At 67.1% G+C, this 21822-nt stretch carries 17 protein-coding genes and 1 pseudogene; 16 read left to right on the forward strand and 2 right to left on the reverse strand.

Features of this window, described 5'->3' with window-relative positions; genetic code table 11:
- Positions 1 to 290 (forward strand): annotated as a pseudogene (locus AC6H42_RS09120) (AEC family transporter); the annotation flags it as partial.
- A gap of 72 nt (positions 291 to 362) precedes the next feature.
- Positions 363 to 3212, forward strand: a complete 2850-nt coding sequence (locus AC6H42_RS09125) for a sensor domain-containing diguanylate cyclase (protein ID WP_057158239.1) — start codon at positions 363 to 365, stop codon at positions 3210 to 3212.
- Here AC6H42_RS09125 and AC6H42_RS09130 read toward each other — a convergent pair whose 3' ends face one another.
- A complete protein-coding gene (locus AC6H42_RS09130; RefSeq protein ID WP_497547871.1) occupies positions 3213 to 3674 on the reverse strand; it encodes an OsmC family protein in 462 nt (153 codons plus the stop codon). It abuts the gene before it with no gap.
- Between the two features lie 50 nt (positions 3675 to 3724).
- On the opposite strand from AC6H42_RS09130, the gene AC6H42_RS09135 reads away from it, so the two are divergent.
- The 6 genes from AC6H42_RS09135 to AC6H42_RS09160 all read left to right on the forward strand — a co-directional run bounded on the left by AC6H42_RS09135 (position 3725) and on the right by AC6H42_RS09160 (position 10861).
- The gene (locus AC6H42_RS09135) at positions 3725 to 4300 is read left to right on the forward strand and encodes a DNA-3-methyladenine glycosylase I (RefSeq protein WP_497547872.1); all 576 of its coding nucleotides are present in this window, start codon (positions 3725 to 3727) and stop codon (positions 4298 to 4300) included.
- Entirely contained in the window at positions 4297 to 6033 is a 1737-nt protein-coding gene (gene mnmC1 / locus AC6H42_RS09140; protein ID WP_497547873.1) for an FAD-dependent 5-carboxymethylaminomethyl-2-thiouridine(34) oxidoreductase MnmC1, read from the forward strand. Before AC6H42_RS09135 ends, mnmC1 begins: the two co-directional genes overlap by 4 nt.
- Before the next feature lie 38 nt (positions 6034 to 6071).
- A complete protein-coding gene (locus AC6H42_RS09145) occupies positions 6072 to 6785 on the forward strand; it encodes a sensor histidine kinase (protein ID WP_057158235.1) in 714 nt (237 codons plus the stop codon).
- A gap of 11 nt (positions 6786 to 6796) precedes the next feature.
- Complete coding sequence (locus AC6H42_RS09150; RefSeq protein ID WP_057158234.1) at positions 6797 to 8527, forward strand: tetratricopeptide repeat-containing response regulator; 1731 nt, start codon at positions 6797 to 6799, stop codon at positions 8525 to 8527.
- A gap of 74 nt (positions 8528 to 8601) precedes the next feature.
- On the forward strand, positions 8602 to 8817 hold the full coding sequence (locus AC6H42_RS09155; protein ID WP_057158233.1) for a hypothetical protein: 216 nt from the start codon (positions 8602 to 8604) through the stop codon (positions 8815 to 8817).
- Positions 8818 to 8917: 100 nt separating this feature from the next.
- Positions 8918 to 10861, forward strand: a complete 1944-nt coding sequence (locus AC6H42_RS09160; protein ID WP_497547874.1) for a S9 family peptidase — start codon at positions 8918 to 8920, stop codon at positions 10859 to 10861.
- A 123-nt stretch (positions 10862 to 10984) separates the two neighbouring features.
- Here the strand turns inward: AC6H42_RS09160 and AC6H42_RS09165 are convergent, their stop codons facing one another.
- Positions 10985 to 11866: a PhaM family polyhydroxyalkanoate granule multifunctional regulatory protein gene (locus AC6H42_RS09165; protein WP_497547875.1), complete on the reverse strand. Its 882-nt coding sequence runs from the start codon at positions 11864 to 11866 to the stop codon at positions 10985 to 10987.
- Between the two features lie 89 nt (positions 11867 to 11955).
- On the opposite strand from AC6H42_RS09165, the gene AC6H42_RS09170 reads away from it, so the two are divergent.
- The 8 genes from AC6H42_RS09170 (at position 11956) to AC6H42_RS09205 (ending at position 21822) form a co-directional block, all read left to right on the forward strand.
- Positions 11956 to 13164, forward strand: coding sequence for a DUF3108 domain-containing protein (locus tag AC6H42_RS09170; RefSeq protein ID WP_497547876.1), 1209 nt, complete (start codon positions 11956 to 11958; stop codon positions 13162 to 13164).
- A gap of 2 nt (positions 13165 to 13166) precedes the next feature.
- Positions 13167 to 13925 carry a DUF3108 domain-containing protein gene (locus tag AC6H42_RS09175; protein ID WP_497547877.1) on the forward strand — a complete coding sequence of 253 codons (759 nt, stop codon included), beginning with the start codon at positions 13167 to 13169 and terminating at the stop codon, positions 13923 to 13925.
- Between the two features lie 142 nt (positions 13926 to 14067).
- On the forward strand, positions 14068 to 15450 hold the full coding sequence (locus AC6H42_RS09180) for a hypothetical protein (RefSeq protein ID WP_157201171.1): 1383 nt from the start codon (positions 14068 to 14070) through the stop codon (positions 15448 to 15450).
- Positions 15443 to 16207, forward strand: a complete 765-nt coding sequence (locus AC6H42_RS09185) for a hypothetical protein (protein WP_057158227.1) — start codon at positions 15443 to 15445, stop codon at positions 16205 to 16207. Before AC6H42_RS09180 ends, AC6H42_RS09185 begins: the two co-directional genes overlap by 8 nt.
- A gap of 3 nt (positions 16208 to 16210) precedes the next feature.
- Positions 16211 to 19036 carry an ATP-binding protein gene (locus AC6H42_RS09190; RefSeq protein WP_057158226.1) on the forward strand — a complete coding sequence of 942 codons (2826 nt, stop codon included), beginning with the start codon at positions 16211 to 16213 and terminating at the stop codon, positions 19034 to 19036.
- Between the two features lie 114 nt (positions 19037 to 19150).
- Positions 19151 to 19690: a GbsR/MarR family transcriptional regulator gene (locus tag AC6H42_RS09195; protein WP_057158225.1), complete on the forward strand. Its 540-nt coding sequence runs from the start codon at positions 19151 to 19153 to the stop codon at positions 19688 to 19690.
- On the forward strand, positions 19691 to 20329 hold the full coding sequence (locus AC6H42_RS09200; protein WP_057158224.1) for a DUF4166 domain-containing protein: 639 nt from the start codon (positions 19691 to 19693) through the stop codon (positions 20327 to 20329).
- On the forward strand, positions 20326 to 21822 hold the full coding sequence (locus AC6H42_RS09205; protein WP_497547878.1) for a TIGR01777 family oxidoreductase: 1497 nt from the start codon (positions 20326 to 20328) through the stop codon (positions 21820 to 21822). Before AC6H42_RS09200 ends, AC6H42_RS09205 begins: the two co-directional genes overlap by 4 nt.

Genomic DNA, 21822 nt, shown 5'->3' on the forward strand with positions numbered 1-21822 from the left:
CCCCCCCCCCCCCCCCCCCCCACGACTACGTTGCGCTGGCGCTGATGAAGCTGCTGCTGCATCCGCTGCTGGTGGCCGGCGCCGGCCATGCGGCCATGGCGCTGGGCGTGCCGCTGGACCCGGCCGCGCTGACTGTCATCGTGCTGGTCGCTTGCCTGCCCAGTGCCAGCAACGTGGCGCTGCTGTCCGAGCGCTTCGGCGCCAACACGGGGCGCATCGCGCGCATTATCCTGGTTTCAACTAGCTTGTCTTTTTTGACATTTTCAGCGGCCGTCGCTGTCCTGCGCTGAACTGTGGAATAATGCGGCATTGCGCATAGTGCGTTGCGGCAATATGGTAGAGAAGGACACGATGTAGTGGACATGTTTGCGCTCGATGAGGAATTGGCGCGCTGGGACGCGGAATTGCCTTCCCTGCAAGGCGGATTGCGCCTGCGGTGCCTGGCCAAGCTGGCCTGGCACTTGCGCCAGCGCGACGTCGCGCGGGCCCGGCAGCTGGCTGCCGAAGCGGCCGCGCTGCTGCCGTCCCTGGATGGGGAGCATGCCCATGACGACGGCCTGGACCGGTCCGTTCCGGCTTCGCTGGCGCCGCGCCTGCAATTGATCGAAGCCGAAGCCCAGTGGCTGCACGGCGCGCTGGACGCCGGCCAGGCGCTGGCGGCGCAAGCGCTGCATGCCTTCGAGCGGCAGGGCGACCTGCTGGGCTGCGCCGACGCGCACTGGCTGCTGGCCTGGATCGCCACCGACCGCGGCGACTCCGCCGCCAGCGATGCCGAGCTGGCCATCGCCTCGGCCGAAGCGCGCGCCGGCGGCGACCTGGTGCGGGCCGATATCATCGACGCCGCCGCCGCCATCTTCAGCGTGTTCCACAGCCTGCAGGAAGCCAGCCAGCGCTGGGGCCAGCGCTTCCCGGCCGACGCCGCGCTCGACCCCGGCGTCCACCCCGCCGTGTCCGGCTGGATCAGCGATTTCGACGGCATTGCCGCCTTCCAGGCGGCCGACTTCGGGCGCGCCGTCAGCCGCCTGATGGTGGCCTTCGAAGCGGCCATCGCCACCGGCCAGGTGCGCCGCGCCATCATTATCGCCACCAATATCGGCAACGGTTTCACCAGCCTGAACGCGCACGACGCCGCGCTCGAATGGATGCAGCGCGGCCTGGCGCTGGCGCGTCCCACCGGCTGGCCGATGAGCATCGGCTCCTGCCTGATGCAGAGCGCCGAGACCTTGCGCCAGCTGGGCCAGCGCGAAGCGGCCCAGGAGCTGCTGCGGGAAGCCATCCAGTTGCTGGCGCCGCTGTCCGGCTCGCGCGCCTACGCCGTCTCGCTGGAATACCAGGGCGACCTGGCGCTCGACTTGGGCGACGCGCCCGGCGCGCTGCACAGCTTCACCTTGCTGGAGCAGCGCGGCGATTCGCTGGGCCAGAGCGACTTCAAGAGCGGCGCCCGGCGCGGCCAGGCGCACGCGCTGTCGCAGCTGGACCGGCCGCAGGACGCCTTGTCGGTGGCGCTGTCGGCGCTGTCGCTGGCCAGCGAGCACCGCGACGTGTACAACCAGATCGCCGCGCTGCGCGTGCTGGCGCAGATCCACGCGCGCCACCGGCTGCCGCAGCCGCTGGGCATGGCGGCGCCGAACGCCGTGCTGCACTACCTGCAGCTGGCCATGAACCTGGCCGCCACCATCGCCGGCTATGCGGTGCCGGCGGCGCTGCTGGATGCCGCCGCGCGCGAGTACGCCGCCACCGGCGACCACGCGCGCGCCTACGACATCGCGGTGCAGGCCAACGCCGCGCGCGACCGCACCCACAGCCAGGACGCCACCAACCGTGCCATCGCCATGCAGGTGCAGCACCAGACCGAGCGCGCGCAGACCGAGGGCGAGCACCACCGCCAGCTGGCGGCGGCCGAGGCGCAGCGTGCCGCAGTGCTGCAGCGGACCAACGCCACGCTGGCGCACCTGAGCGCCATCGGCCAGGAGATCACCGCCCACCTGGACGCGGCAGCCGTGTTCCGCGCGCTGGACCGCCACGTGCACGGCCTGCTGGACGCCACCCATTTTTCCATCTTCATGCTGGAGCCGGACGGCGAGCACCTGCGCTGCGCCTTCGGCATCGAGGCGGGGCAGGAGTTGCCGGCCTCGCGCTTCGCGCTGTCCGACCCGCACGCCAATTCGGTGCGCAGCGTGCGCGAGCGGCGCGAGATCCTGATCGAGATCGACGAGAACGGCAATACGCCGAATTTGATCCCCGGCACCTTGCCGACCCTGAGCCTGCTGTTCGCGCCGCTGGCCGTCGGCGAGCGCGTGCTGGGCGTGATGACGGTGCAGTCGCTGCACGCGCGCGCCTACGGCGAACGCGAACGGCTGATCTTCCGCACCCTGTGCGCCTACGGCGCCATCGCGCTCGACAACGCCAGCGCCTACCGGCAGGTGGCCGCCACCCAGGCGCAGCTGCTGGAAAAGAACGTGGAACTGGAACGCGCCTACAAGGCGCTGGAAGAGGTGAGCTTGACCGACCAGCTGACCGGCCTGCGCAACCGCCGCTTTTTCCTGCAGCACGTGGACGCCGACGTGGCCATGGCGCTGCGGCAGTACGATTGCCCGGACGGCCAGGACCATGAGCGTGCAGCCTGCATGCACAAGGACCTGGTGTTCTTCATGGTGGACCTGGACCACTTCAAGGAAGTGAACGACCGCTACGGCCACGCGGCCGGCGACGCGGTGCTGGTGCAGATGCAGGAGCGCCTGCGCGAGGTGTTCCGCGAATCGGACTATTTGATACGCTGGGGCGGCGAGGAATTCCTGGTGCTGGCGCGCGCCACCGACCGCGAGGAAGCCAAGGTGGTGGCCGAGCGCATCCGCAGCGCGGTGGCGTTGCGCGAGTTTCGCCTGCCGGACGGCAGCCCGCTGCGCAAGACCTGCTCGATAGGCTACGCCTGTTTCCCCTTCCTGCCGTCGCAGCCGCGCCTGCTGACCTGGTCGCAAGTGGTGGAGCTGGCCGACATGGGTTTGTACATCGCCAAGCACTCCGGCCGCGACGCCTGGGCCGCGCTGTACAGCACACCGGCCACGCAGCCGGAGGATCTGTTTACGCGCATGATGAAGCAACTGGAACAGACCGTGGCGAGCGGCCAGGTGAAGATCGTCACCAACCTGGCGAACCCGCCCAACCTGGGCGGCGAACGGCGCCGCGTGGGCCTGTCCAGCGACCTGGCCTGATTACACCGGGTCCTCGATGGTGATTTCGGCGCGCAGCGAATTGGCGATGTAGCACTTGTCGTGCGCCTCGTGGTGGATGGCGTCCAGCTCGTCCTGGTCGGGCCAGTCGGTGCCGGCGAACACGATGGCGGGGCGCAGCGTGATGCTGGTCATGGCCATGCGGCCGCGCTCGTCCTTTTCCAGCAGGCCCACCGCGTGGTCGTTGTAGCTCTCCACCACGTGCCCGCGCCGGGCGGCGATGGACAGGAAGAACAGCATGTGGCAGCTGGACGCGGCGGCAATCAGCGCCTCCTCGGGGTCCACATTGTCGGCGTTCGACATCGGCAGCGGCACCGACAGCGGCGACGACGAGGCCGGCACGCGCAGGCCGCCGTCGAAGATCCATTCGTGGGCGCGGCTGTAGCGCTGGTCCAGGAAATCCTGCCCGTTGCGCTGCCACGCCAGTTTTGCTTCGAATTGCATGCCTGCTCCCTGGCTGTGTGGAAGCCCATATCTTAATGTAAACTGCGGCCATGAACCTACACCGCTGCAGCTGGGCCAATCCGGCCAATCCCAGATATATCGCCTACCACGACGAAGAGTGGGGCTTGCCGTGCCACGACGAGCTGCGCCTGTTCGAGATGCTCAATCTCGAAGGCGCGCAGGCCGGACTGAGCTGGGAAACCATCCTGAACAAGCGCGACAGCTACCGTGCCGCCTTCGACAACTGGGACGCGCGCAAGATCGCCGCCTACGGCCCGGACAAGGTGGCCGAGCTGCTGGCCAATCCCGGCATCGTGCGCAACAAGCTCAAGGTGGCGGCGGCCATTACCAACGCGCAGGCCTATCTGCGGCTGGTGGATGAGGGGAGCGGCCTGGACCAGTTCCTGTGGGCCTATGTCGGCGGCCAGCCCATCGTCAACCACGTGCAAAAGCAGGGCGACCGGCAGGCCAGCACCGAGCTGTCCGACCGCATTTCGAAGGATCTCGCCAAGCGCGGTTTCAAATTCGTCGGCTCGACGATTGTGTATGCCTACATGCAGGGCATCGGCATGGTGAACGACCACGACCACGCCTGCTTCCGCCACGCCGCATGCCAGGCGCGATGAAGCACGTCCTGCTGGCCACCGGTTTCGGCAAGGGCGAGCACTTCCTCGCGGCGCGGCTGGCCTGGCGGGGGCGCGGCGCGCTGCACTACATCGCGCTGTTGCCCGCGCTGCCGGCGGCGCAGGATGTGGCGCCGGAACTGCGGGACGGCTGGCCGGTCAACGTGCCCGGCCTGCACCGGCTGGCGTTCGACCAGGGCCGCGTGACGCTCGATTTGCTGGCTGGACCCATCGAGGCCACGCTGCCGCAGATCGCGGCGCGCGTCGACGCGTTTTACTTGCCCGCGCCCATCGAACCGATGCGCGCCCTGGCCAAGCTGGCGCTGCCCGGCGCGACCCTGGCGCTGCACGGCGCCGGCGATGTGGCCCTCAAGGCGCTGCGCTCGGCCGGCTTCGAGTGGCAGCCGGATGACGGCCAGGGCGGTGCACCGGCCACTGTGCAAGCCGTGTTTACCAGCCGGAAACCGCAGCCGCCAAGGGCGCCGGAGCCGCTGCGGCGGGCGGTGGTGATCGGTGCCGGCATGGCGGGCGCGGCGGCATGCGAGCGCCTGGCCGCGCGCGGCTGGGAGGTGACGCTGGTCGAGCGCCACCGGCAGCCGGCGCAGGAGGCGTCCGGCAACCGCTCCGGCATCTTCATGCCGCTGCTGTCCCGGGACGACAATATTCCCACCCGCCTGAGCCGCGCGGCCTATTTGTACGCCATGCGCCATTGGCAGCAGCTCGGCGGGCTGGACGCCAATGCCAGCTTGCCGCCCGCCGAGGCGGGCGCGGCCGCCCCAGCCGCCGCGGCTGCGCGGCCGGCCATCGCCGGTGCCCAATGCGGCGTGCTGCAGCTGGCGCGCGATGCCGGGCACGCGCAGTTGCAGAAGGCGGTGGCGGCGCATTGGAACTATCCGCCCGAATTCGTGCGCTGGGTGGATGCGCAGGAAGCCGGCGCCTTGCTGGGGGCGCCCACGCCCGACGGCGGCTGGCTGTTCAGCCAGGGCGGCTGGGCCAATCCCGCGTCGATCTGCCGCGCCATGCTGGACGCGTGCGGCGCGCGGCTGACGCGCGTGTTCCACGCCGAAGCGCTGCAGCTGGTGCGTACCGGCGACCAGTGGCAGGTGCGCGCGCACGGCGGCGCCTTGCTGGCCGAAGCGCCGCATGTGGTGCTGGCCAACGGCGCCGGCGCGCTGGCCATGGCGCAAACGGCAGAATTGCCGCTCTACACCATGCGCGGCCAGGTCACCCATTTGCAGGAGCAGGATTTCCCCCGCCTGCCGCTGGTGGTGTGCCGCGAAGCCTACCTGACGCCGCCGGTGCAAGGCATCGTCAGCATCGGCGCCACCTATGACAGCGATACCGGACGCGCCTTGCGCGAGGCTAGCCAGCAGGAGAATCTGTCTCGCGCACGCGACATCCTGCCCGGCGCGCTGCCGCAGGATGTGGCGCGCCATCTGCCGCTGGCCGGCCGGGTCGGCTTGCGCTGCATGGCGCCGGACCGCCTGCCGCTGGTGGGCGCGCTGCCGGACTACGGTGCCGCCTTGCGCAGCGAGCGGCTGCGCGACGTGCCCCGCCACGCCGGGCTGTATGGCTTGCTGGGCTATGCCTCGCGCGGCCTGATCTGGGCCCCGCTGGCGGCCGAGTTGCTTGCAGCGCAACTCGAGCACGAAGCGCTGCCGCTGGAGGCCAGCCTGGCCGCCGCGCTTGATCCGGCGCGATTTCTGCTCAAATCCCGCCGTGGCGGGCAGGTATAATCGCTATTCAGAAATAATTGCCCGTGGAGGCCTTATCAATGGAAGATCAAGCGGGCTCGCCCGAGCTGTTCCTGTTCCTGGCTTCAACCGCCCATGACATGAAAAATTCGATCAGCGTCCTCAGCGGCACGCTGGAGAATTTGCTGGGCAATGCCGACGAGAACGACGCGAACCATCCCGCTTATCCCAGCCTGGCCCAGATGCTGTATCAGACCAAGCGCCTGAACGACAACCTGATGCAGCTGCTGGCGCTGTACAAGGAAGTCGGCAAGCCGTCCTACCCATTCGATCCGCGCCCGCAACAGGTGGCCGAGCTGGTGCAGCAAGTCAGCGCGCAAGCCAAGGTGCTGCTGGCTTCCCGCCGCATCGCGCTGCAGACCGATTTCCCGGCCGACCTGATCTGGACCTTTGACGAGGACCTGGTGATCGGCATGCTGGCGCACGCCATCAACAACGCTGTGCGCTACACCGGCGACACCATCCGTATCGCCATCGCCGAGCGCGGCGGCGACCTGGAGCTGCGCGTGGAAGACAACGGCAGCGGCTTCCCGCAGGCACTGATCGACGCCGGCGAGTCCGCCATGAGCGGCAACACCAGCGGCGTGAACTTTCTCACCAACAGCAGCGGCCTGGGCCTGTACTTCGCGTGCGAGGTGGCCAAGATGCACAAGCACCGCCAGCGCAGCGGCAGCGTGCACCTGGAAAACGGCGGCACACTGGGCGGCGGCTGCTTCGTGCTGCGCTTACCTTGAGCGGAGGCGAGATGTCGTTTCCCACCGTCGCTCCCACCGTGCCCGACAACGTCACGGCCGCCATTGCCGCGATAGACTGGACCGCCAAGCAATACCTGATCGTCGACGATTTCGTCGGCATCCGCCAGCTGCTGCGCGAGTCGCTGCGCAACCTGGGCGCCAAGCATATCGACCAGGCCGCCAGCGGCGGCGAGGCCATGATCATGCTGGCCAAGACCCATTACGACGTGGTGCTGTGCGACTTCAACCTGGGCGAGGGCAAGAACGGCCAGCAGGTGCTGGAAGAAGTGCGCATCCGCAACCTGATGACGCCGTCCAGCGTGTGGCTGATGGTGTCGGCCGAGAAGAGCGTGGAGTCGGTCATGGGCGCCGCCGAGCACCAGCCGGACGCCTACATCATCAAGCCCATCACCGAAGGCGTGCTGCTGACACGCCTGAACCGCGTGTGGCAGAAGAAGCAGATCTTCCGCGAGATCGACCACGCCTTCGTGGAGAAGGATTACCTGCGCGCCGCGCGCCTGTGCGACGAGCAGATCGCGCACAACAAGCTGCACGAGATCGACCTGCTGCGCATGAAGGCGGCGCTGCTGCTGAAAGCCGGCGAGCCCGACAAGGCGCGCGCGGTCTACGAGCTGGTGCTGGACGACCGCGACTACAACTGGGCCCGCACCGGCCTGGCCAAGATCCGCATGGGCAACGGCGACCACGAAGCGGCGCGCCAGATGTTCCAGGGCGTGATCGCCGACAACCGTTTCTACATCGACGCCTACGACCAGCTGGCCACGGCGTTCCAGCTGATGGGCAAGCTGGAGGAATCGTGCGACGTGCTGGAGAAGGCGGCCAAGCTGTCGCCCAACTCGGTGCCGCGCCAGCGCAACCTGGGCAACGCGGCGCTCAAGCTGGGCAATATCGCCTTGGCCGAGCGCGCCTTCCGCAAGTGCATCGCCATCGGCGAGTACTCGATCATGAAGACGGTCGATGCCTACTTCGGCCTGGCGCGCGTGTGCGGCCAGAAGAACGACCCCAAGGAGGCGCTGCAGGTGCTGGCCACCGCGCAGCGCGAGTTCACCGGCGACCAGGTGCAGCTGCGCGCCAAGATCACCGAGGGGCTGGTGTACCACGAGAGCGGCGACTACCGCCGCGCCCGCAAGTCGGGCGACGAGCTGGAAGCCATGCTCAACGAAGACCCGGAACGGCCGGACACCGAGACCTGCATCGAGATGGCGACGCTGCTGTTTGCCGTCGGCGTGAAGGACGCGCCGGCCGAGCTGCTGTGCTACGTAATCCGCAACAACCACGACAACACGCTGCTGCTGGAGGAGGTGCAGAAGATATTCGACAAGGCGCGCATGAGCGAAGAGGGCGCCGCGCTGATCCAGGCTTCCCGCAAGGAAGCGGCGGACATGATGAACAAGGGCGTGCTGCTGTGGAAGACCGCCAAGCTGGGCGAGGCGGTGGCGTGGATGCGCACGGCGCGCGCGGCTTTGCCCAACAATATGCGCATCCTGTTCAATTCGGCGCAGATCCTTATTTCGCACATGCAGCAGAACGGCTTCAGCCAGCAGCTGATGGACGAAGCGAACGGCGTGCTGATGCATGTGGACCGGGTGGCGCCCGGCCAGCAGCGTTTCGCTCAGTTGATCGAGCAGCTGGCCTTGCTGATGCCCAGCCGGCAAGCGGCGGAGCCGGCACCGGAAGAAGACCCGGAACAGAGCCAGGAAGAGCAGGACGACGAGGTGTAGTTTCTTAGCAACTGAGCGAAACTTGTTTCCTGGCATTTCAATGATTACACTAAAACACAACGAGGAGAGAACCTATGCGCGATATCGCCAAAGAGGTCTACGAGAAAATGAAAGTCGGCGCCGCCGCCTGGATACGGCCGGTGGCAGTCAAGGGCGACACGCTGGAATCCTTCCAGTCCGCGCATGACGGCGCCAAGGCGCTGGCCGAGGAAGGCTTGATCAAGATTGTAAAAATACAACGCGACGATGGCGGCCTGATCGACGCGATCCGCATCCAGCGGCTGGCGTAGTTGGCACAATGATTGTATGATTTGACAACGTAGTTCGTTCTTGCAACACTGGCTGCGCTGCCGTCATCGGGACGGCGGCCCACCCTGAACAGGAGCGAACATGCGTCGTATCAAAACTGCCGCGCGTCTCACCGTGCTGGCCTTGATGTTGCAAACCCTCCCGGGCGCCATGGCCGCTGCCGCCAAGCCCCCCAAGCAATACACCATCGAGCAGTTCATGGCCACCACGTCGATCTCGGGCGCGTCGTTCAGCCGCGACGAAAAGCAGATCCTGTTTACCAGCAACGAGAGCGGCATCCCCAACGTCTACACCCAGCCGGTGGGCGGCGGCAAGCCGGTGGCGCTGACCAAGTCCACCACCGACAGCACCTACGCGGTGGGCTATTTCCGCAACGATGACCGCATCCTGTTTACGCGCGACAAGGGCGGCAACGAGCAGAACCATTTGTACGTGCGCGAGCTGGACGGCAGCGAGAAGGACCTGACGCCGGGCGACAAGCTGAAAGCCATCTTCGGCGGCTGGTCGGTGGACGGCAAGGTGTTCTACGCGCTGACCAACGAGCGCGATCCCAAGTTCTTCGACTTGTACCGCTACGATGCGAAGAGCTACGAACGCACGCTGCTGTACAAAAATGAGAACGGCATGACCCCGAGCGAGTTGAGCCGCGACGAGCGCTGGATTGCGCTGTCCAAGCCCAACACCACCTCCGACAGCGACATTTATCTGTACGACCTGCAGAAGAAGGATCTGAAGCACATCACGCCGCACCAGGGCACGGCCAGCTACAACGCGGCCACCTTCGACCCGGCCTCCAAGCGCCTGTTCTTCACCTCCAACGAGGGCGGCGAGTTCAACACGCTGCGCACCTACGACCTGGCCACCGGCGCCATCGCGGTGCACGAGAAGGCGGACTGGGACGTGTTCGGTTCCGGCTACTCGCTGGACGGCCGCTTCCGCACCACCGTGGTGGACCACGACGGCAGCCAGGTGGTGCGCGTGGTGGAAGGACCGGAAGAAAAGCCGGTGGCGCTGCCCAAGCTGCCGGGCGGCGAAATGCGCGGCGTGACGTTCTCGCCGAGCGGCAAGCTGATGGCCTTTTACCTGAACGGCGACCGTTCGCCCAGCAATCTGTTCGTCTACGACCTGAAGACCAAAAAGACCGCGCAGCTGACGCAAAGCCTGAACAAGGAAATCGATCCGAACGATTTGGTGGAAGCGGAAGTGGTGCGCTTCAAGTCCTTCGACGGCATGGAGATTCCTTCGATCTACTTCAAGCCTAAGGGCCTGGCGCCCGGCGCCAAGGCGCCGGCGGTGATCTTCGTGCACGGCGGTCCCGGCGGCCAGACGCGGCGCGGCTACAACGCGCTGATGCAGTACCTGGCCAACCACGGCTACGCGGTGCTGGGGATTAACAACCGTGGCAGCTCGGGCTACGGCAAGACCTTCAACACGGCCGACGACGGCAAGCATGGCCGCGAGCCGCTGTGGGATTGCATCGAGGCCAAGACTTACCTGGCTAGCCTGGGCCATGTCGATCCGGACCGCATCGGCATCATGGGCGGCAGCTACGGCGGCTACATGACCCTGGCGGCCATGGCCTTCCGTCCGGAAGCGTTCAAGGTGGGCATCGACATTTTCGGCGTCAGCAACTGGGTGCGCACGCTGGAGTCGATTCCGCCGTACTGGGAATCGCAGCGCAAGGCGCTGTACCAGGAGATCGGCGATCCGGTCAAGGACAAGGAGTTCCTGGTGGCGACCTCGCCGCTGTTCCACGCCAAGGAAATCCGCCGCCCGCTGATGGTCATCCAGGGCAAGAACGACCCGCGGGTGATCAAGCCGGAAAGCGACGAGATCGTGGAAGCGGTGAAGAAGAACAACGTGCCGGTGGAGTACGTGGTGTTCGACGATGAAGGGCACGGCTTCAGCAAGAAGAAGAACCAGATCGTGGCCAACGCCAAGATGCTGGAGTTCCTCGACAAGCACCTGAAGCCGGGACTGGCCGCCAGCGCCGGCAAGGCTGGCGCGGCGCAGGCCAAGCCGTAATCGGAGATCGCCCAACGGACCTGTGCCATGGTCCGTTGGGGCCGAGGGCAGATCAGGTCGAGGCAGGTCGGGGCGCAGCCCTGGCCGTAAGCCGCAGTAAGCCGCTGCCGCGCGCCGCCGGGCTTACTCCTTGGGCGGCTTGACGCTGCCGGCGCGCTTGACAGGCGCCTTGCGCGCTGCTGCTGCGGCGCTGTTCTTGCCGCCATCGCCACCGCCGGCGCCATTGCCATTTCCGTTGGCCTTCTTGGCCGCTGCCGGCTTGTCCTGTCCGGCCGGCAAATTATCCTTGTCCGCCTTGGCCAGCGGCTTGCTGGCCGCCGCCGCGAACTTGCTGGCCGCTTCCGTCGCGCGCGCCGCCGCGCCGCTGACCACGTCGGTGGTCATGGCCGTGCTCACGGCCTGCTTGAACTGTTCCTGCAGCAGATTCCACCACGCCGCCGCATTCACCATGGGCGCTGCGGCAGCCGCTGCCGCCTCGGAATCCGACATGGGCGCCGCTGGCGGAATTGCCGACGCTGCCGGCTCCGGCTTGGCTGCAGGCGACTCGGTGGGCGCCGCCGTGGCCGGAGCCGTTGGCGCTGCGGCAAACTTGAACGTATCGCCGGCCGGCCCCGGTCCCGCCGCACTCGGCGCCAGCGCGTCGGCCGCATGCTGGAAGAACGCCGACGCATACGGAATCGACTCGAACAGCGACTTCTCCTTGGCCGCCCCGGGTTGCTGCTGCACCGCGTCGGCCAGCGTCTTGCCCATGGACTTCAAGGTGGCGATGGTATTGCGCTGCACTTCCAGCGCCTGGATACTGCCGCGCACCATGCTCGAATTCAGGTTCAGCCACGCCTCCACGGCGCGCAGGTCGTTGATCTTCTTGTCCAGTTCATCGACCGACAGCGTCGGCGCGGCGATGCCGGGCACGACGCCCATGCTGCCCCACAGGTTCTTCACGAAATCGAGCGTATCCGTCATCACAGCGGCGCCCGGAATATTGGGCATTTGAGGCATGGGCATAGCGAGTCTCCTGGTGGATGGTAAGTTAGCGTAGCAGATTTGACTATGGCTGTCAGCGAACCGGGCTTGACACGCGTTAAACTAGCGTCATGACGATAGTTTCCTTCCTTGCCCGGCGCCGCCGCGTACTCGCCTTGTGCGCGGCCACCGTGGCCCTGCACTTCGTGACGATAGACTGGCTGGGTTCGCGGCTCGGCCCCCAGCAGAGCAGCGCCGTCAGGCCGGTGCCCTCCGTCATGCAGGCGCAGTTGCGGCTGGCGCTGCCGCGCCGCGCCGCGTCCGCCGAGCCGCCGCCGGAAATCAAGCCGGTAGGCCCGGCCGCGGCCAAACCGGCCCCTCGCCCGCCCACCCGCAGGACGCTGCGCCCGGCGCCGCTGCCGCAGCAATCGGCCGTGGCCGAGCCGGCGGCGCAGGAGAGCGGCGCGCTGAGCGATCCGCTGGCCGGCATCGGGCAGGCGCTGGCCGCGCCGCCGGACCTGGCGCAGCCGGGCGCCGCTTCCGCGCCGGCTGCCGTACAATCGCCGCCGGACGCTGCGGCAGCCGTCCCTGCGCCCGGCGCCAGCGACAAGCCGGCCGCCGCCGCGCCGCCGGCGCCGCCGGCGCCGCTGGCGACCCGCCGCTACAAGGTGGACCTGCCGCCGTCGGCCGAGTTCGAGATGGAATTGAAGCGCACCGACGCCAACGGCACCAGGTGGAGCGGCGTGGCGCACATGTCGTGGCAGACCGACGGCAGCAAGTACAAGGTGGGCATGGAGGCAGGCATCAGCATGCTGGTGACGCGCGTGAACCTGCTGGTGCTGGGCAGCGAAGGCGAGATCGACGATGCCGGCATCGCCCCGCTGAAGTTCACCGAGAAGCGGCGCGGCCGTTCGCAGACCGCCACCCATTTCGTGCGCGACGACGGCCGCATCACGTTTTCGGCCAGCGAGCGCAGCTATCCCTTGCTGGCGGGCGCGCAGGACAAGGCCACGGTGCCGTTCCAGCTGGGCGCGATCGGCCGGGCCGACGTGAACCAGTTCGGCAGCGACATCGACATCCTGGTGGGCGACGAGAAAGAGGCCAGCGTTTACCGCTTCCTGCTGGTGGGGGAGGAGGAGCTGGACACGCAGCTGGGCCGCATCGTCACATGGCACCTGGCGCGGCCGCCCAAGCCGGGCTCGTACTCGGCGCGGCTGGACATCTGGCTGGCGCCCGGCATGAACTGGTTCCCGGTCCAGATCCGCAATACCGAAGCGAATGGTGCGCTGACGACGCAGACCATCACCAAGATCACCCTGAGCGGCAACGCTGGAAAGTAAACATGCGCAACACAGTATTCAGCATCCTCCTCGCCACGGCCACGGCCACGGCGGCAGCCGCAGGCGCAGGCGCCAATGGCGCCGCTGCCGAGCACCCGAGCGCCAAGCGCGCTTTCAGCCTGCCGCCCTCGGCGGACCTGGGCTACACCATCAAGGCGCGCCAGAAGGGCCTGGCCATCAGCGGCGACGCGCTGGTGCAATGGCGCCAGGGCGACGGCAAATACAGCATCGCCACCGAGAGCCACGCCGGCATTTTCGGCAAGATCCTGGAAAACCGCAGCGAAGGCGCGGTGGACAGCTACGGCCTGGCGCCGGCCACCTTCTACGAGAAGCGTTTCCGCAAGGAGGCCACCACGGCCACCTTCAAGCGCGATGTCAAAACCATCACGTTCAGCAAAGGCGACGAGAGCTACCCGATCAAGGGCGGCGAGCAGGACCGCACCAGCGCACCGTGGCAACTGGCCGCCGTCGCCCGCAGTTCGCCGGAGAAGTTCACACCCGGCTCCGAGTGGGCCTTCTTCGTGGCCGGCCGGCGCGACGCCGAACCATGGGTGTTCAAAGTGGTGCGCCGCGAGCCGGTGCAGACCGGCATGGGCGAGCTGGACGCGGTGCACTTCAGCAAATCGCCGCCCAAGGGCGACCAGGGCCAGCAGGTGGACCTGTGGCTGGCGCCGTCGCTCGACTGGTATCCGGTGCGCATCCTGTTCGACGACGACGGCGACACGGTGGACCAGCTGCTGGACAAGGTCACCCGCAAGTAGGCGCATCGCACCGCGCCCCTTGTAATTCCCACGCCACGCCGGGTGCCGGACGCATCCGGCGAACTGCTATACTGACGCCCCCCGCGCGCATTGCCTGCGCGGCGTGTACAAAATGGCAACTCGGAGCAGAATGATAGACATAATGGCAAATGCGGCCCTGGCCGCAGACGCAAACCCAAACGACCAGGCAACGCAGGACGCCCTGCAGGCACACTTCCAGCCGCACGTGGCGGTCGACGAGATCGAGCAGGTGTACCACCTGAAGCGCGCCCAGCCCCTGCTGCAAGTCTTCACGGCCCTGTTCCACGGCGGCTTCGAGGGCGTCGCCGTGCGCCTGCTGGTATTGCGCGAGCTGGCGTCCGACACCGCCTCCTCGACCTTCTCGCGGGCCGACATCAACACGCGCCTGGCCTATTTGCTGCCGGAAAGCCTGGAAACGGTGCTGATGCGCTTGCGCACCAACCAGCTGCTGGCCTGGGACGCGCAGCAGGCCGTGTACCGCGTCACGCCGATGGCGCGCAACGTGCTGTCGGCCATCGACAGCCTGCTGAACCTGAACCAGAACGAAGACGAAGCCGAAATGGGCTTCCTGCTGTCGCAGGTGGCCGGCGCCCAGGCCGTGGGCGGGGTCACCGTGGAGCAGCTGCAGCACCTGCTGGGCCGGCTGGTGGACCTGACCGAGGAATTCCGCGACGCCATCGCCTCCGGTTCCGAATTCCGCCTGCGCGCCTCGCAGGAAAAGTGGCACATGGCCTGCGACTGGGTGGAGAAGGGCTCCGAGATCCTGCGCGCCATCACCTCCGACGAGCGGGCCGACGCCGCCACGCACCGCGCGGCGCAGGCCATCGGCCGCGCCCAGAGCGCGCTGCTGAACATGCAGGGCATGTTCTCGCGCGCGCTGAACCAGATTGAACGCCAGCGGGTGCACCTGGGCCAGTCCGGCCTGTCCACCACCGACATCAAGCGCTGGCTGCTGGCCCATGAAGACCTGGCCCAGCTGGCCGAAGATGCGATCGACCAGCCCGTGGTGCCGCTGTTTATTACCCCTGCCGAGATGATCGACGTGGCTGAAACCGAATTACTGTCCGACCGCGCCGGCAACACGGCGCCGGGCGGCCTGCCGAGCGGGCAGGACGCGCCCACCACCATCAACGACACCCCCGCCATGCAGCGCGAGCTGGATGACTGGCTGGCGCGCCTGTCCGACTTTGCCGCCCCGGCCAGCTTCCCGAACGGCGCCGACGGCGCGCCGCAGGCCAAGCCGGTGCACGAATCGCTGCTGCCGGCCAGCTTCGCCGTGGCCTCCTACCGCGCCTCGATGCTGCCGCTGCTGGGCGACCAGTCCGAAGCGAGCCTGCAAGGCGCCACCGGCAACCTGGCGCGCCTGCCGATCTCCTTCGAGCCGACCGACGACATGGTGCAGCTGGCCGACCCGGAAGTGGCCGCCATGAGCATCGCCTCGCTGTCGCTGAATATCGATTTGAACCTAGAACAACCTGTGGACAAGGGAACCCAAGATGAATGACGATTCCCAGATCCTGATCGCGCGCCTGCTGACGCACCAGACGCTGCGCCGCGACGACCGCCTGGTCAAGCGCGTGCTGTCGGACGAACTGTTCCGCGCCGAAGTGGACCTGCGCCTGGCCAATTGCGGCATGAAGCTGCTCGACAACGTGTACGCGGACCATGTGACGCTGGCCCTGTCGCGCACCATCGAGCCGAAGATCTTCGGCGCGCGCGACGTGTGGCAGAACAATAACTTCGGCCTGGCGCGCGACGGCGTGGCTTTGCTGGTGGTGCTGTGGGCGCAGATCATCCTGCCCAAGCGCGAGCGCCAGGAAACCCACACCCACGCCGAGGACGACCAGGACGACATGTTCGGCATCGACAAGCCGCTGCCGCGCGCGGAAGACTCGTCGATCGGCATCCCGTACAAGGCCCTGCTGGCCGACTTCGGCGACAAGCTGGGCAAGAAAACCCGCATGGACATGAACCTGGGCATCCTGGGCAAGCTGGGCTTCATCGAGCGCCGCGGCGACATCATCGTCGAAGGCCCGCTGCTGGACCTGCTGATGGATACCGACCTGCTGAAAGAGCGCATCATCAACGGCGCGCTGTCGGAAGTGTTCAAGCGCGCCCCGGCGCAAGTGGTGCACATCCCGCGCGCCGCGCTGGCCGAGGCGGCCGCCTCGGCCGCCGCTGAAAACGCCGCCATCGCCGCCGCCGCCGCGGCCGACGCCGCAGGCGGCGACGCTTCCTCCGACACCCCGAACCGAGACTAAGCCATGTTTCATATCAAATCGCTAGAACTGGTCCACTGGGATTACTGGCAGCGCATCAAGAATATTCCGCTGGACGCGAAGATCATCACCATCGCCGGCCAGAACGGCTCCGGCAAGACTACCTTGCTGGACGCGCTGCGCACCCTGTTCGGCCTCGATTGCTCGATGGGCCGCACCTACAAGCACTACGCGCGCCATGCCGGCCAGCAAACCTCCTGGCTGCGCGCCGTGGTGGACAACAAGGCCATGGGCAAGCAGCTGTCGAACCGTCCGTTCCGCAGCTCGGGCTTCTTTGCCGAAGACGAAGTAACGCTGTTCTGCCAGATCCAGAAGAACGGCGGCGACTGGAAGCGCCAGTACCTGATGCGTCCGGGCAATGTGCAGATCGAGGAAGTGACCGAGGCGAACGACTTCCTCGGCGTGGAAAACTACCGCAAGCGCCTGGCCAACGCCGGCCTGTCGCCGGCCATGGCGAAAGTGCTGGCGCTGGAGCAGGGCGAAACCGACAAGCTGTGCGAATACGCGCCGCGCCAGTTGCTGGACCTGGTGTTCCAGGTGTTCGGCGACAAGGAGGTGCTGGACGCCTACGACGAAGCCAAGCGCCACCAGCGCGACACGGAAATCGAGCTGAAACGCTTCGAGGCCGAACTGGAAGGTTCCAAGACCAACCTGGAAGGCCTGCGCCTGCGCGTGGCCAACTACCACCAGTGGGAAGGGCTGACCAAGGAACGCCGCGAGCTGCAGGAAGAAGTGCTGCCGACGCTGGAATACCACGAGGCGCGCGAGAAGCAGGCCAACATCACGCGCCAGCTGCGGGAAGCGCGCAAGCCGCTGATGCTGGCCGACCAGCAGCTGTCCGACAAACGCGCCCACGTGGCCGCGCAGGCGCAGGCGTTTACCGAGGCGCAGCAGCACGAGACCGTGCTGGAACAGGAATCGACCGTGCTGCAAGGCCGCCTGAACGCCATCAACGCCAAGCTCAAGCCGCTGGACAGCCTGCTGGAGCAGAAGGCGCGCCTGCAGAAGCTGGCCGCCGATTCGGGCTCGGATATCGCCGAGGTCAGTGCGCAGCTGGAGACCAAGGAAGCCGAACTGGCGCGCCAGAAGCAGGGCCGCGACATCATCATGTCGCGCATCGCACAAGATAAGGCCACGGTCTCCGCGCTGCAGGGCAAGACCGCCATGCCGGAGCCGGACAATGTGCGCGCCATGCGCCGCGCGCTGAACGACGCCAGGATCGGCCACGCCATGCTGTCGGACATCGTCGAGGTGACGGACCCGAAATGGCAGGGCGCGGTCGAGGGCGTGCTGGGCGGCTACGCTTCGGTGGTGCTGCTCGATAAAGCCAGCGACGCCGCCGCCGCCTACCGCCTGGCCGAGAAAGAGCGCTACCGCCACTTCATCGTGCCGGACCTGATCAGCGCGCCGAGCACCAAGGGCGACAGCCTGATGTCGGTGGTGAAGTTCTCCGACAAGGCACCGGGCTGGCTGATCGAGCAGCTGATGCGCATCACCCGCGTGGACTCGGTGGAAGAGGGCGCGCGCCAGAGCCATATCGAAGAATGGATCACGCCCGAGGCCTACCACAAGGAACGCCGCGGCGGCCGCTCGCTGTTCGTGGAAGCGTCGCGCTACCGCTTCGGCGCTGCCGGCAAGTCGCAGCGCATGGAAGCGATCCTGAAGAACCTGCCGTCGCTGGAAGCGCAGGAAGACGCCTTCACGCTCACCATCAGCAAGCTGGCCTCCGAAGTGAGCGCGCTGAAAGCGCGCCTGGCCGGCGTGGACGCGGCCAAGGAGCTCAGTGCGCGCCAGGAGGAATTCGACGAAGCGGCGCGCGCCGCCGTGCCGCTGAAGGCCGAGCGCACCGAAGTCGGTTCGCGCCTGGGCGAGCTGCAAGGCCTGATCAAGAACGCGACGATTGCACGCACCCGCGCCGACACCACCTGGCAGAACGCGCGCTTTAACCTGTCGGAGTCCGAAGCCGGCCTGCGCCTGAACCACAAGCGCGTGATCGAGCAGCGCGCCGAGCACGCCAAGTCGCTGCTGGCGCTGCGCCGCCAGTGGCGCCACATGCCGTACAACTGGCGCCGCCCTGCGCGCCGCCAGCGCCTGGTGACCGAATACGTCAACGCGCACCAGACCATTTTGCGCATCCACAGCCTGGAAGCCAGCCTGGCGCGCAGCGACTGGGAACTGGACGCGACGGTGATCGACCAGTACGCGCGCCTGAACGACCAGCTGAAGAACCGCGCCACCGAGACCGAAGAGCGCCGCTACCAGAACAACCGCGCCATCGAAGCGACCACCAATGCGCGCGGCGCCTACATGGAGCGGCTGCGCTACACGATCAAGACGTATAGCAAGAACATCAAGGAGCTGGGCGAGCTGGCCAACATCGAGGTGCATACCGACCCGGTCAAGCTGGAGAACGACGACCTGGCGCTGGCGCAGGCCGGCCTGCACGTGCGCTTCAAGTTCGACGGCAAGGGTCCGATCGGCATGAACGACGGCGAAGCCTCCGGCGGCCAGCAGGTGATGAAGTCCCTGGTGCTGCTGATCGGCCTGCTGAAGTCCGAAGACGGCTCCGGCGGCTTTGTGTTCATCGACGAACCGTTCGCCCACCTGGACATCCGCAACATCCAGCTGGTCGGCGAATTCCTGAAGAACACCGAAGCCCAGTACCTGATGACGACGCCGCTGACCCACAACACCGACGTCTACGACCCATCCGAGCTGACGCTGATCACCAGCAAAAAGAAAAAGGACACGCAATGGGCGCAACCCATCTTCGTGCTCCAGCGCCGCACGCCCGACAAGGCGGCAGCGTAGCCCTCCGGCGGACCTCCTGGTCCGCTTTTTTTTCGCCCTGGCTTTCCGAATTCGATTGACTTTGCCGGCTGGGTGGTCTTTAATTTCTGTAATGACAGAAATAAAGGAATTGCCATGCAGCTGACGCCCACCATGCAGAAGTACATCCTCCACTGGGGCGAGATGGGCACGCGCTGGGGCGTGAATAGGACCGTGGCGCAGATCCATGCGCTGCTGTTCCTGGTGAACACGCCGCAGACCGCCGAGGACATCGCAGAAACGCTGAACGTGGCGCGCTCGAACGTCAGCAACAGCCTGAAGGAGCTGCAAAGCTGGGGCCTGATCCGCGTCAGCCACGTGATGGGCGACCGGCGCGACCATTTCCTGGCGCTGCAGGACGTGTGGGAGATCTTCCGCGTCATCATCGAAGAGCGCAAGCGGCGCGAGATCGATCCTACCTTGTCGGTGCTGCGCGAGTGCGCCATCGAGGCCGAGCAGGACGCGGACCTGGAAGCGGCCACCAGGGAGCGCATGAACAACGTGCTGGAGTTCATGGAGATGCTGGGCACGACCTACAACGATTACAAGAACCTGCCGCCGGCCACCATGCTGCGCTTCCTGAAAATGGGCGGCACCGTGGCGCGCTTCCTCGGCCCCGACGGGAAGGAGAAGTAGATGAGCGTCCTGCCATCGGAGGGCGAGCTGTTCAAGCGGGTACTGGGCGCCGAGTGGAGCAAGCTGCACCCGGATATCCAGCGCCGCTTCGACAAGAACCCGGAGCCCGGCAAGCCTTTGCTGTACCACGGCCGCCTGGGCGAGCTGCGCGCGTCGCGCTTCGGCAAGCTGCTGGGCCATCTCACCCGCCCGCTGATCCAGGGCGCGCTGATCCCGTACAGCGATACCGACGTGCCGGTCGACATCCAGGTGTACTCGAAGCACGGCAGCCGCAATATCTACAAGCAGCGCATCTACCGCCTGCGCGGGCGCCAGCCGATCCAGTTCACGTCCTACATGGCGGAGAGCGACAAAGGCGAGGTGCTGGAGTACGTCGGCATGGGGCTGGGCATGAAACTGCTGCTGCGCGTGGAGGATGGCAATCTGCATTTCACCAGCGACGGCTATTTCTGGGACGTGCTGGGCTGGCGCATGCCGCTGCCCGGCCTGCTCACGCCGGGCAAGACCTTCCTCTGCCACCGCAACAACGCGCCCAACCAGTTCGACATCCGCATCGAGATCCGGCATGCGCTGTTCGGCACGGCTTTTGTGCAGGCGGGGGTTTTCCACGAATGTGAACAGGTGAAGGAAGCGGCATGAGTACGCACAAACTGGCTTTGCAGCTGATGGCTGCCCAAGGCGCGCTGGGCGCGTTCGACACGCTGTATCACCACGAGCTGACCGAGGCGCTGCCGCAACGCGCTTCTGCACGCATCGAGCTTGGCATCCACGCGGTGCGGGCGCTGATCTACAGCGTGCTGTTCGTCGGCCTGTCCGCCTGGGCGTGGCACGGCATGTGGGCGCTGGCGCTGCTGGCGGTGTTCGGCGTGGAGATTGTGCTGACGCTGTGGGACTTCGTGGTGGAGGACAGGACGCGCCTGCTGCCGGCCACCGAGCGCGTCACGCACACGGTGCTGGCCATGAACGGCGGCGCCTTCATCGCGCTGCTGGCGCTGAACACGCCGGCGTGGCTGGCGCAGCCCACCGCGCTGGTGTGGCAGACGCACGGCTGGCTGAGCGTGTTCCTGGCGGTGTGCGGCGTGGGCGTGGGCCTGTCCGGCGTGCGGGATGCCTTTGCGGCCGCCGCGCTGGGCAAGGCGGAGCGCGCGGCCGCCGGCGCCGGTGCGGATGGGGCCATAGCGTTCGGCGTGCGCAAGGAGAGCGTGCTGGTGACCGGCGCCACCGGCTTTATCGGCCAGCGGCTGGTGTCGGCATTGCTGCGGGACGGGCATCGCGTCACCGTGCTGACGCGCACGCCGAAGCAGGCCGGCTGGCTGTTCAACGGCGCGCTGCGCTGCGTCGACAGCATGGATGCGCTGGCGCCGGCCGAACGGATCGACGTGGTCATCAACCTGGCCGGCGCGCGCATTCTCGGCTGGCGCTGGACGGCGGCGCGCAAGGCGGCGCTGCGCCGCAGCCGGGTGGCGCTGACCGAGCGGGTGGTGGCTTGGATCGCCAAGGCGGAATGCAAGCCGCGCCTGATGCTGTCGGCCTCCGCCATCGGCTACTACGGCGTGCAGGCCATGGGCGACAAGACGCCGCTGGCGGAGGAGGCGCTGCCGCAGCCGGTGTTCATGTCGCAGCTGTGCCAGGAGTGGGAGGTGGCCGCGCGCACGGCGCAGGCGCATGGCGTGCAGGTGGCCTGCATGCGCTTCGGGATGGTGCTGGGCGAGCAGGGTGCGCTGCCGCCGATGCTGTTGCCCATCAAGCTGGGCATGGGTGGGCCGATGGGCGGCGGCAAGCAGCGCATGTCGTGGATACATGTGGACGATTTGCTGCGCGCGATGGCGCACCTGTGGCGCCTCGGCGCGGAAGGCGGCCAGGGCGGCTCGGGGCGCACGCTGCGCGAGGCGTACAACTTCACCGCGCCTGAACAGGTATCGCAAGCGGAGTTCAGCTGTACGGCGGCGTCGCTGCTGGGGCGGCCATGCTTCATGCCGACGCCGGGCTGGCCGGTGAGGATGCTGCTGGGAGAGCAGGCGGACCTGCTGCTGGAAGGGCAGACGGTGGTGCCGGCGCGTCTGCTGGAAGAAGGCTTCCAGTTCCGCTATCCGGCGTTGCGCGGCGCCCTGGCCGCGCTGCTGGCGAAGTAG

The organism is Massilia sp. NBRC 108631 (assembly GCF_059704565.1).

Bases quoted from the DNA above. Each gene is read 5' to 3' on its own strand.
- AC6H42_RS09125 (WP_057158239.1), top strand. From the start codon at position 363: ATGTTTGCGCTCGATGAGGAATTGGCGCGCTGGGACGCGGAATTGCCT.
- AC6H42_RS09130 (WP_497547871.1), bottom strand. From the start codon at position 3,674: ATGCAATTCGAAGCAAAACTGGCGTGGCAGCGCAACGGGCAGGATTTC.
- AC6H42_RS09135 (WP_497547872.1), top strand. From the start codon at position 3,725: ATGAACCTACACCGCTGCAGCTGGGCCAATCCGGCCAATCCCAGATAT.
- mnmC1 (WP_497547873.1), top strand. From the start codon at position 4,297: ATGAAGCACGTCCTGCTGGCCACCGGTTTCGGCAAGGGCGAGCACTTC.
- AC6H42_RS09145 (WP_057158235.1), top strand. From the start codon at position 6,072: ATGGAAGATCAAGCGGGCTCGCCCGAGCTGTTCCTGTTCCTGGCTTCA.
- AC6H42_RS09150 (WP_057158234.1), top strand. From the start codon at position 6,797: ATGTCGTTTCCCACCGTCGCTCCCACCGTGCCCGACAACGTCACGGCC.
- AC6H42_RS09155 (WP_057158233.1), top strand. From the start codon at position 8,602: ATGCGCGATATCGCCAAAGAGGTCTACGAGAAAATGAAAGTCGGCGCC.
- AC6H42_RS09160 (WP_497547874.1), top strand. From the start codon at position 8,918: ATGCGTCGTATCAAAACTGCCGCGCGTCTCACCGTGCTGGCCTTGATG.
- AC6H42_RS09165 (WP_497547875.1), bottom strand. From the start codon at position 11,866: ATGCCCATGCCTCAAATGCCCAATATTCCGGGCGCCGCTGTGATGACG.
- AC6H42_RS09170 (WP_497547876.1), top strand. From the start codon at position 11,956: ATGACGATAGTTTCCTTCCTTGCCCGGCGCCGCCGCGTACTCGCCTTG.
- AC6H42_RS09175 (WP_497547877.1), top strand. From the start codon at position 13,167: ATGCGCAACACAGTATTCAGCATCCTCCTCGCCACGGCCACGGCCACG.
- AC6H42_RS09180 (WP_157201171.1), top strand. From the start codon at position 14,068: ATGGCAAATGCGGCCCTGGCCGCAGACGCAAACCCAAACGACCAGGCA.
- AC6H42_RS09185 (WP_057158227.1), top strand. From the start codon at position 15,443: ATGAATGACGATTCCCAGATCCTGATCGCGCGCCTGCTGACGCACCAG.
- AC6H42_RS09190 (WP_057158226.1), top strand. From the start codon at position 16,211: ATGTTTCATATCAAATCGCTAGAACTGGTCCACTGGGATTACTGGCAG.
- AC6H42_RS09195 (WP_057158225.1), top strand. From the start codon at position 19,151: ATGCAGCTGACGCCCACCATGCAGAAGTACATCCTCCACTGGGGCGAG.
- AC6H42_RS09200 (WP_057158224.1), top strand. From the start codon at position 19,691: ATGAGCGTCCTGCCATCGGAGGGCGAGCTGTTCAAGCGGGTACTGGGC.
- AC6H42_RS09205 (WP_497547878.1), top strand. From the start codon at position 20,326: ATGAGTACGCACAAACTGGCTTTGCAGCTGATGGCTGCCCAAGGCGCG.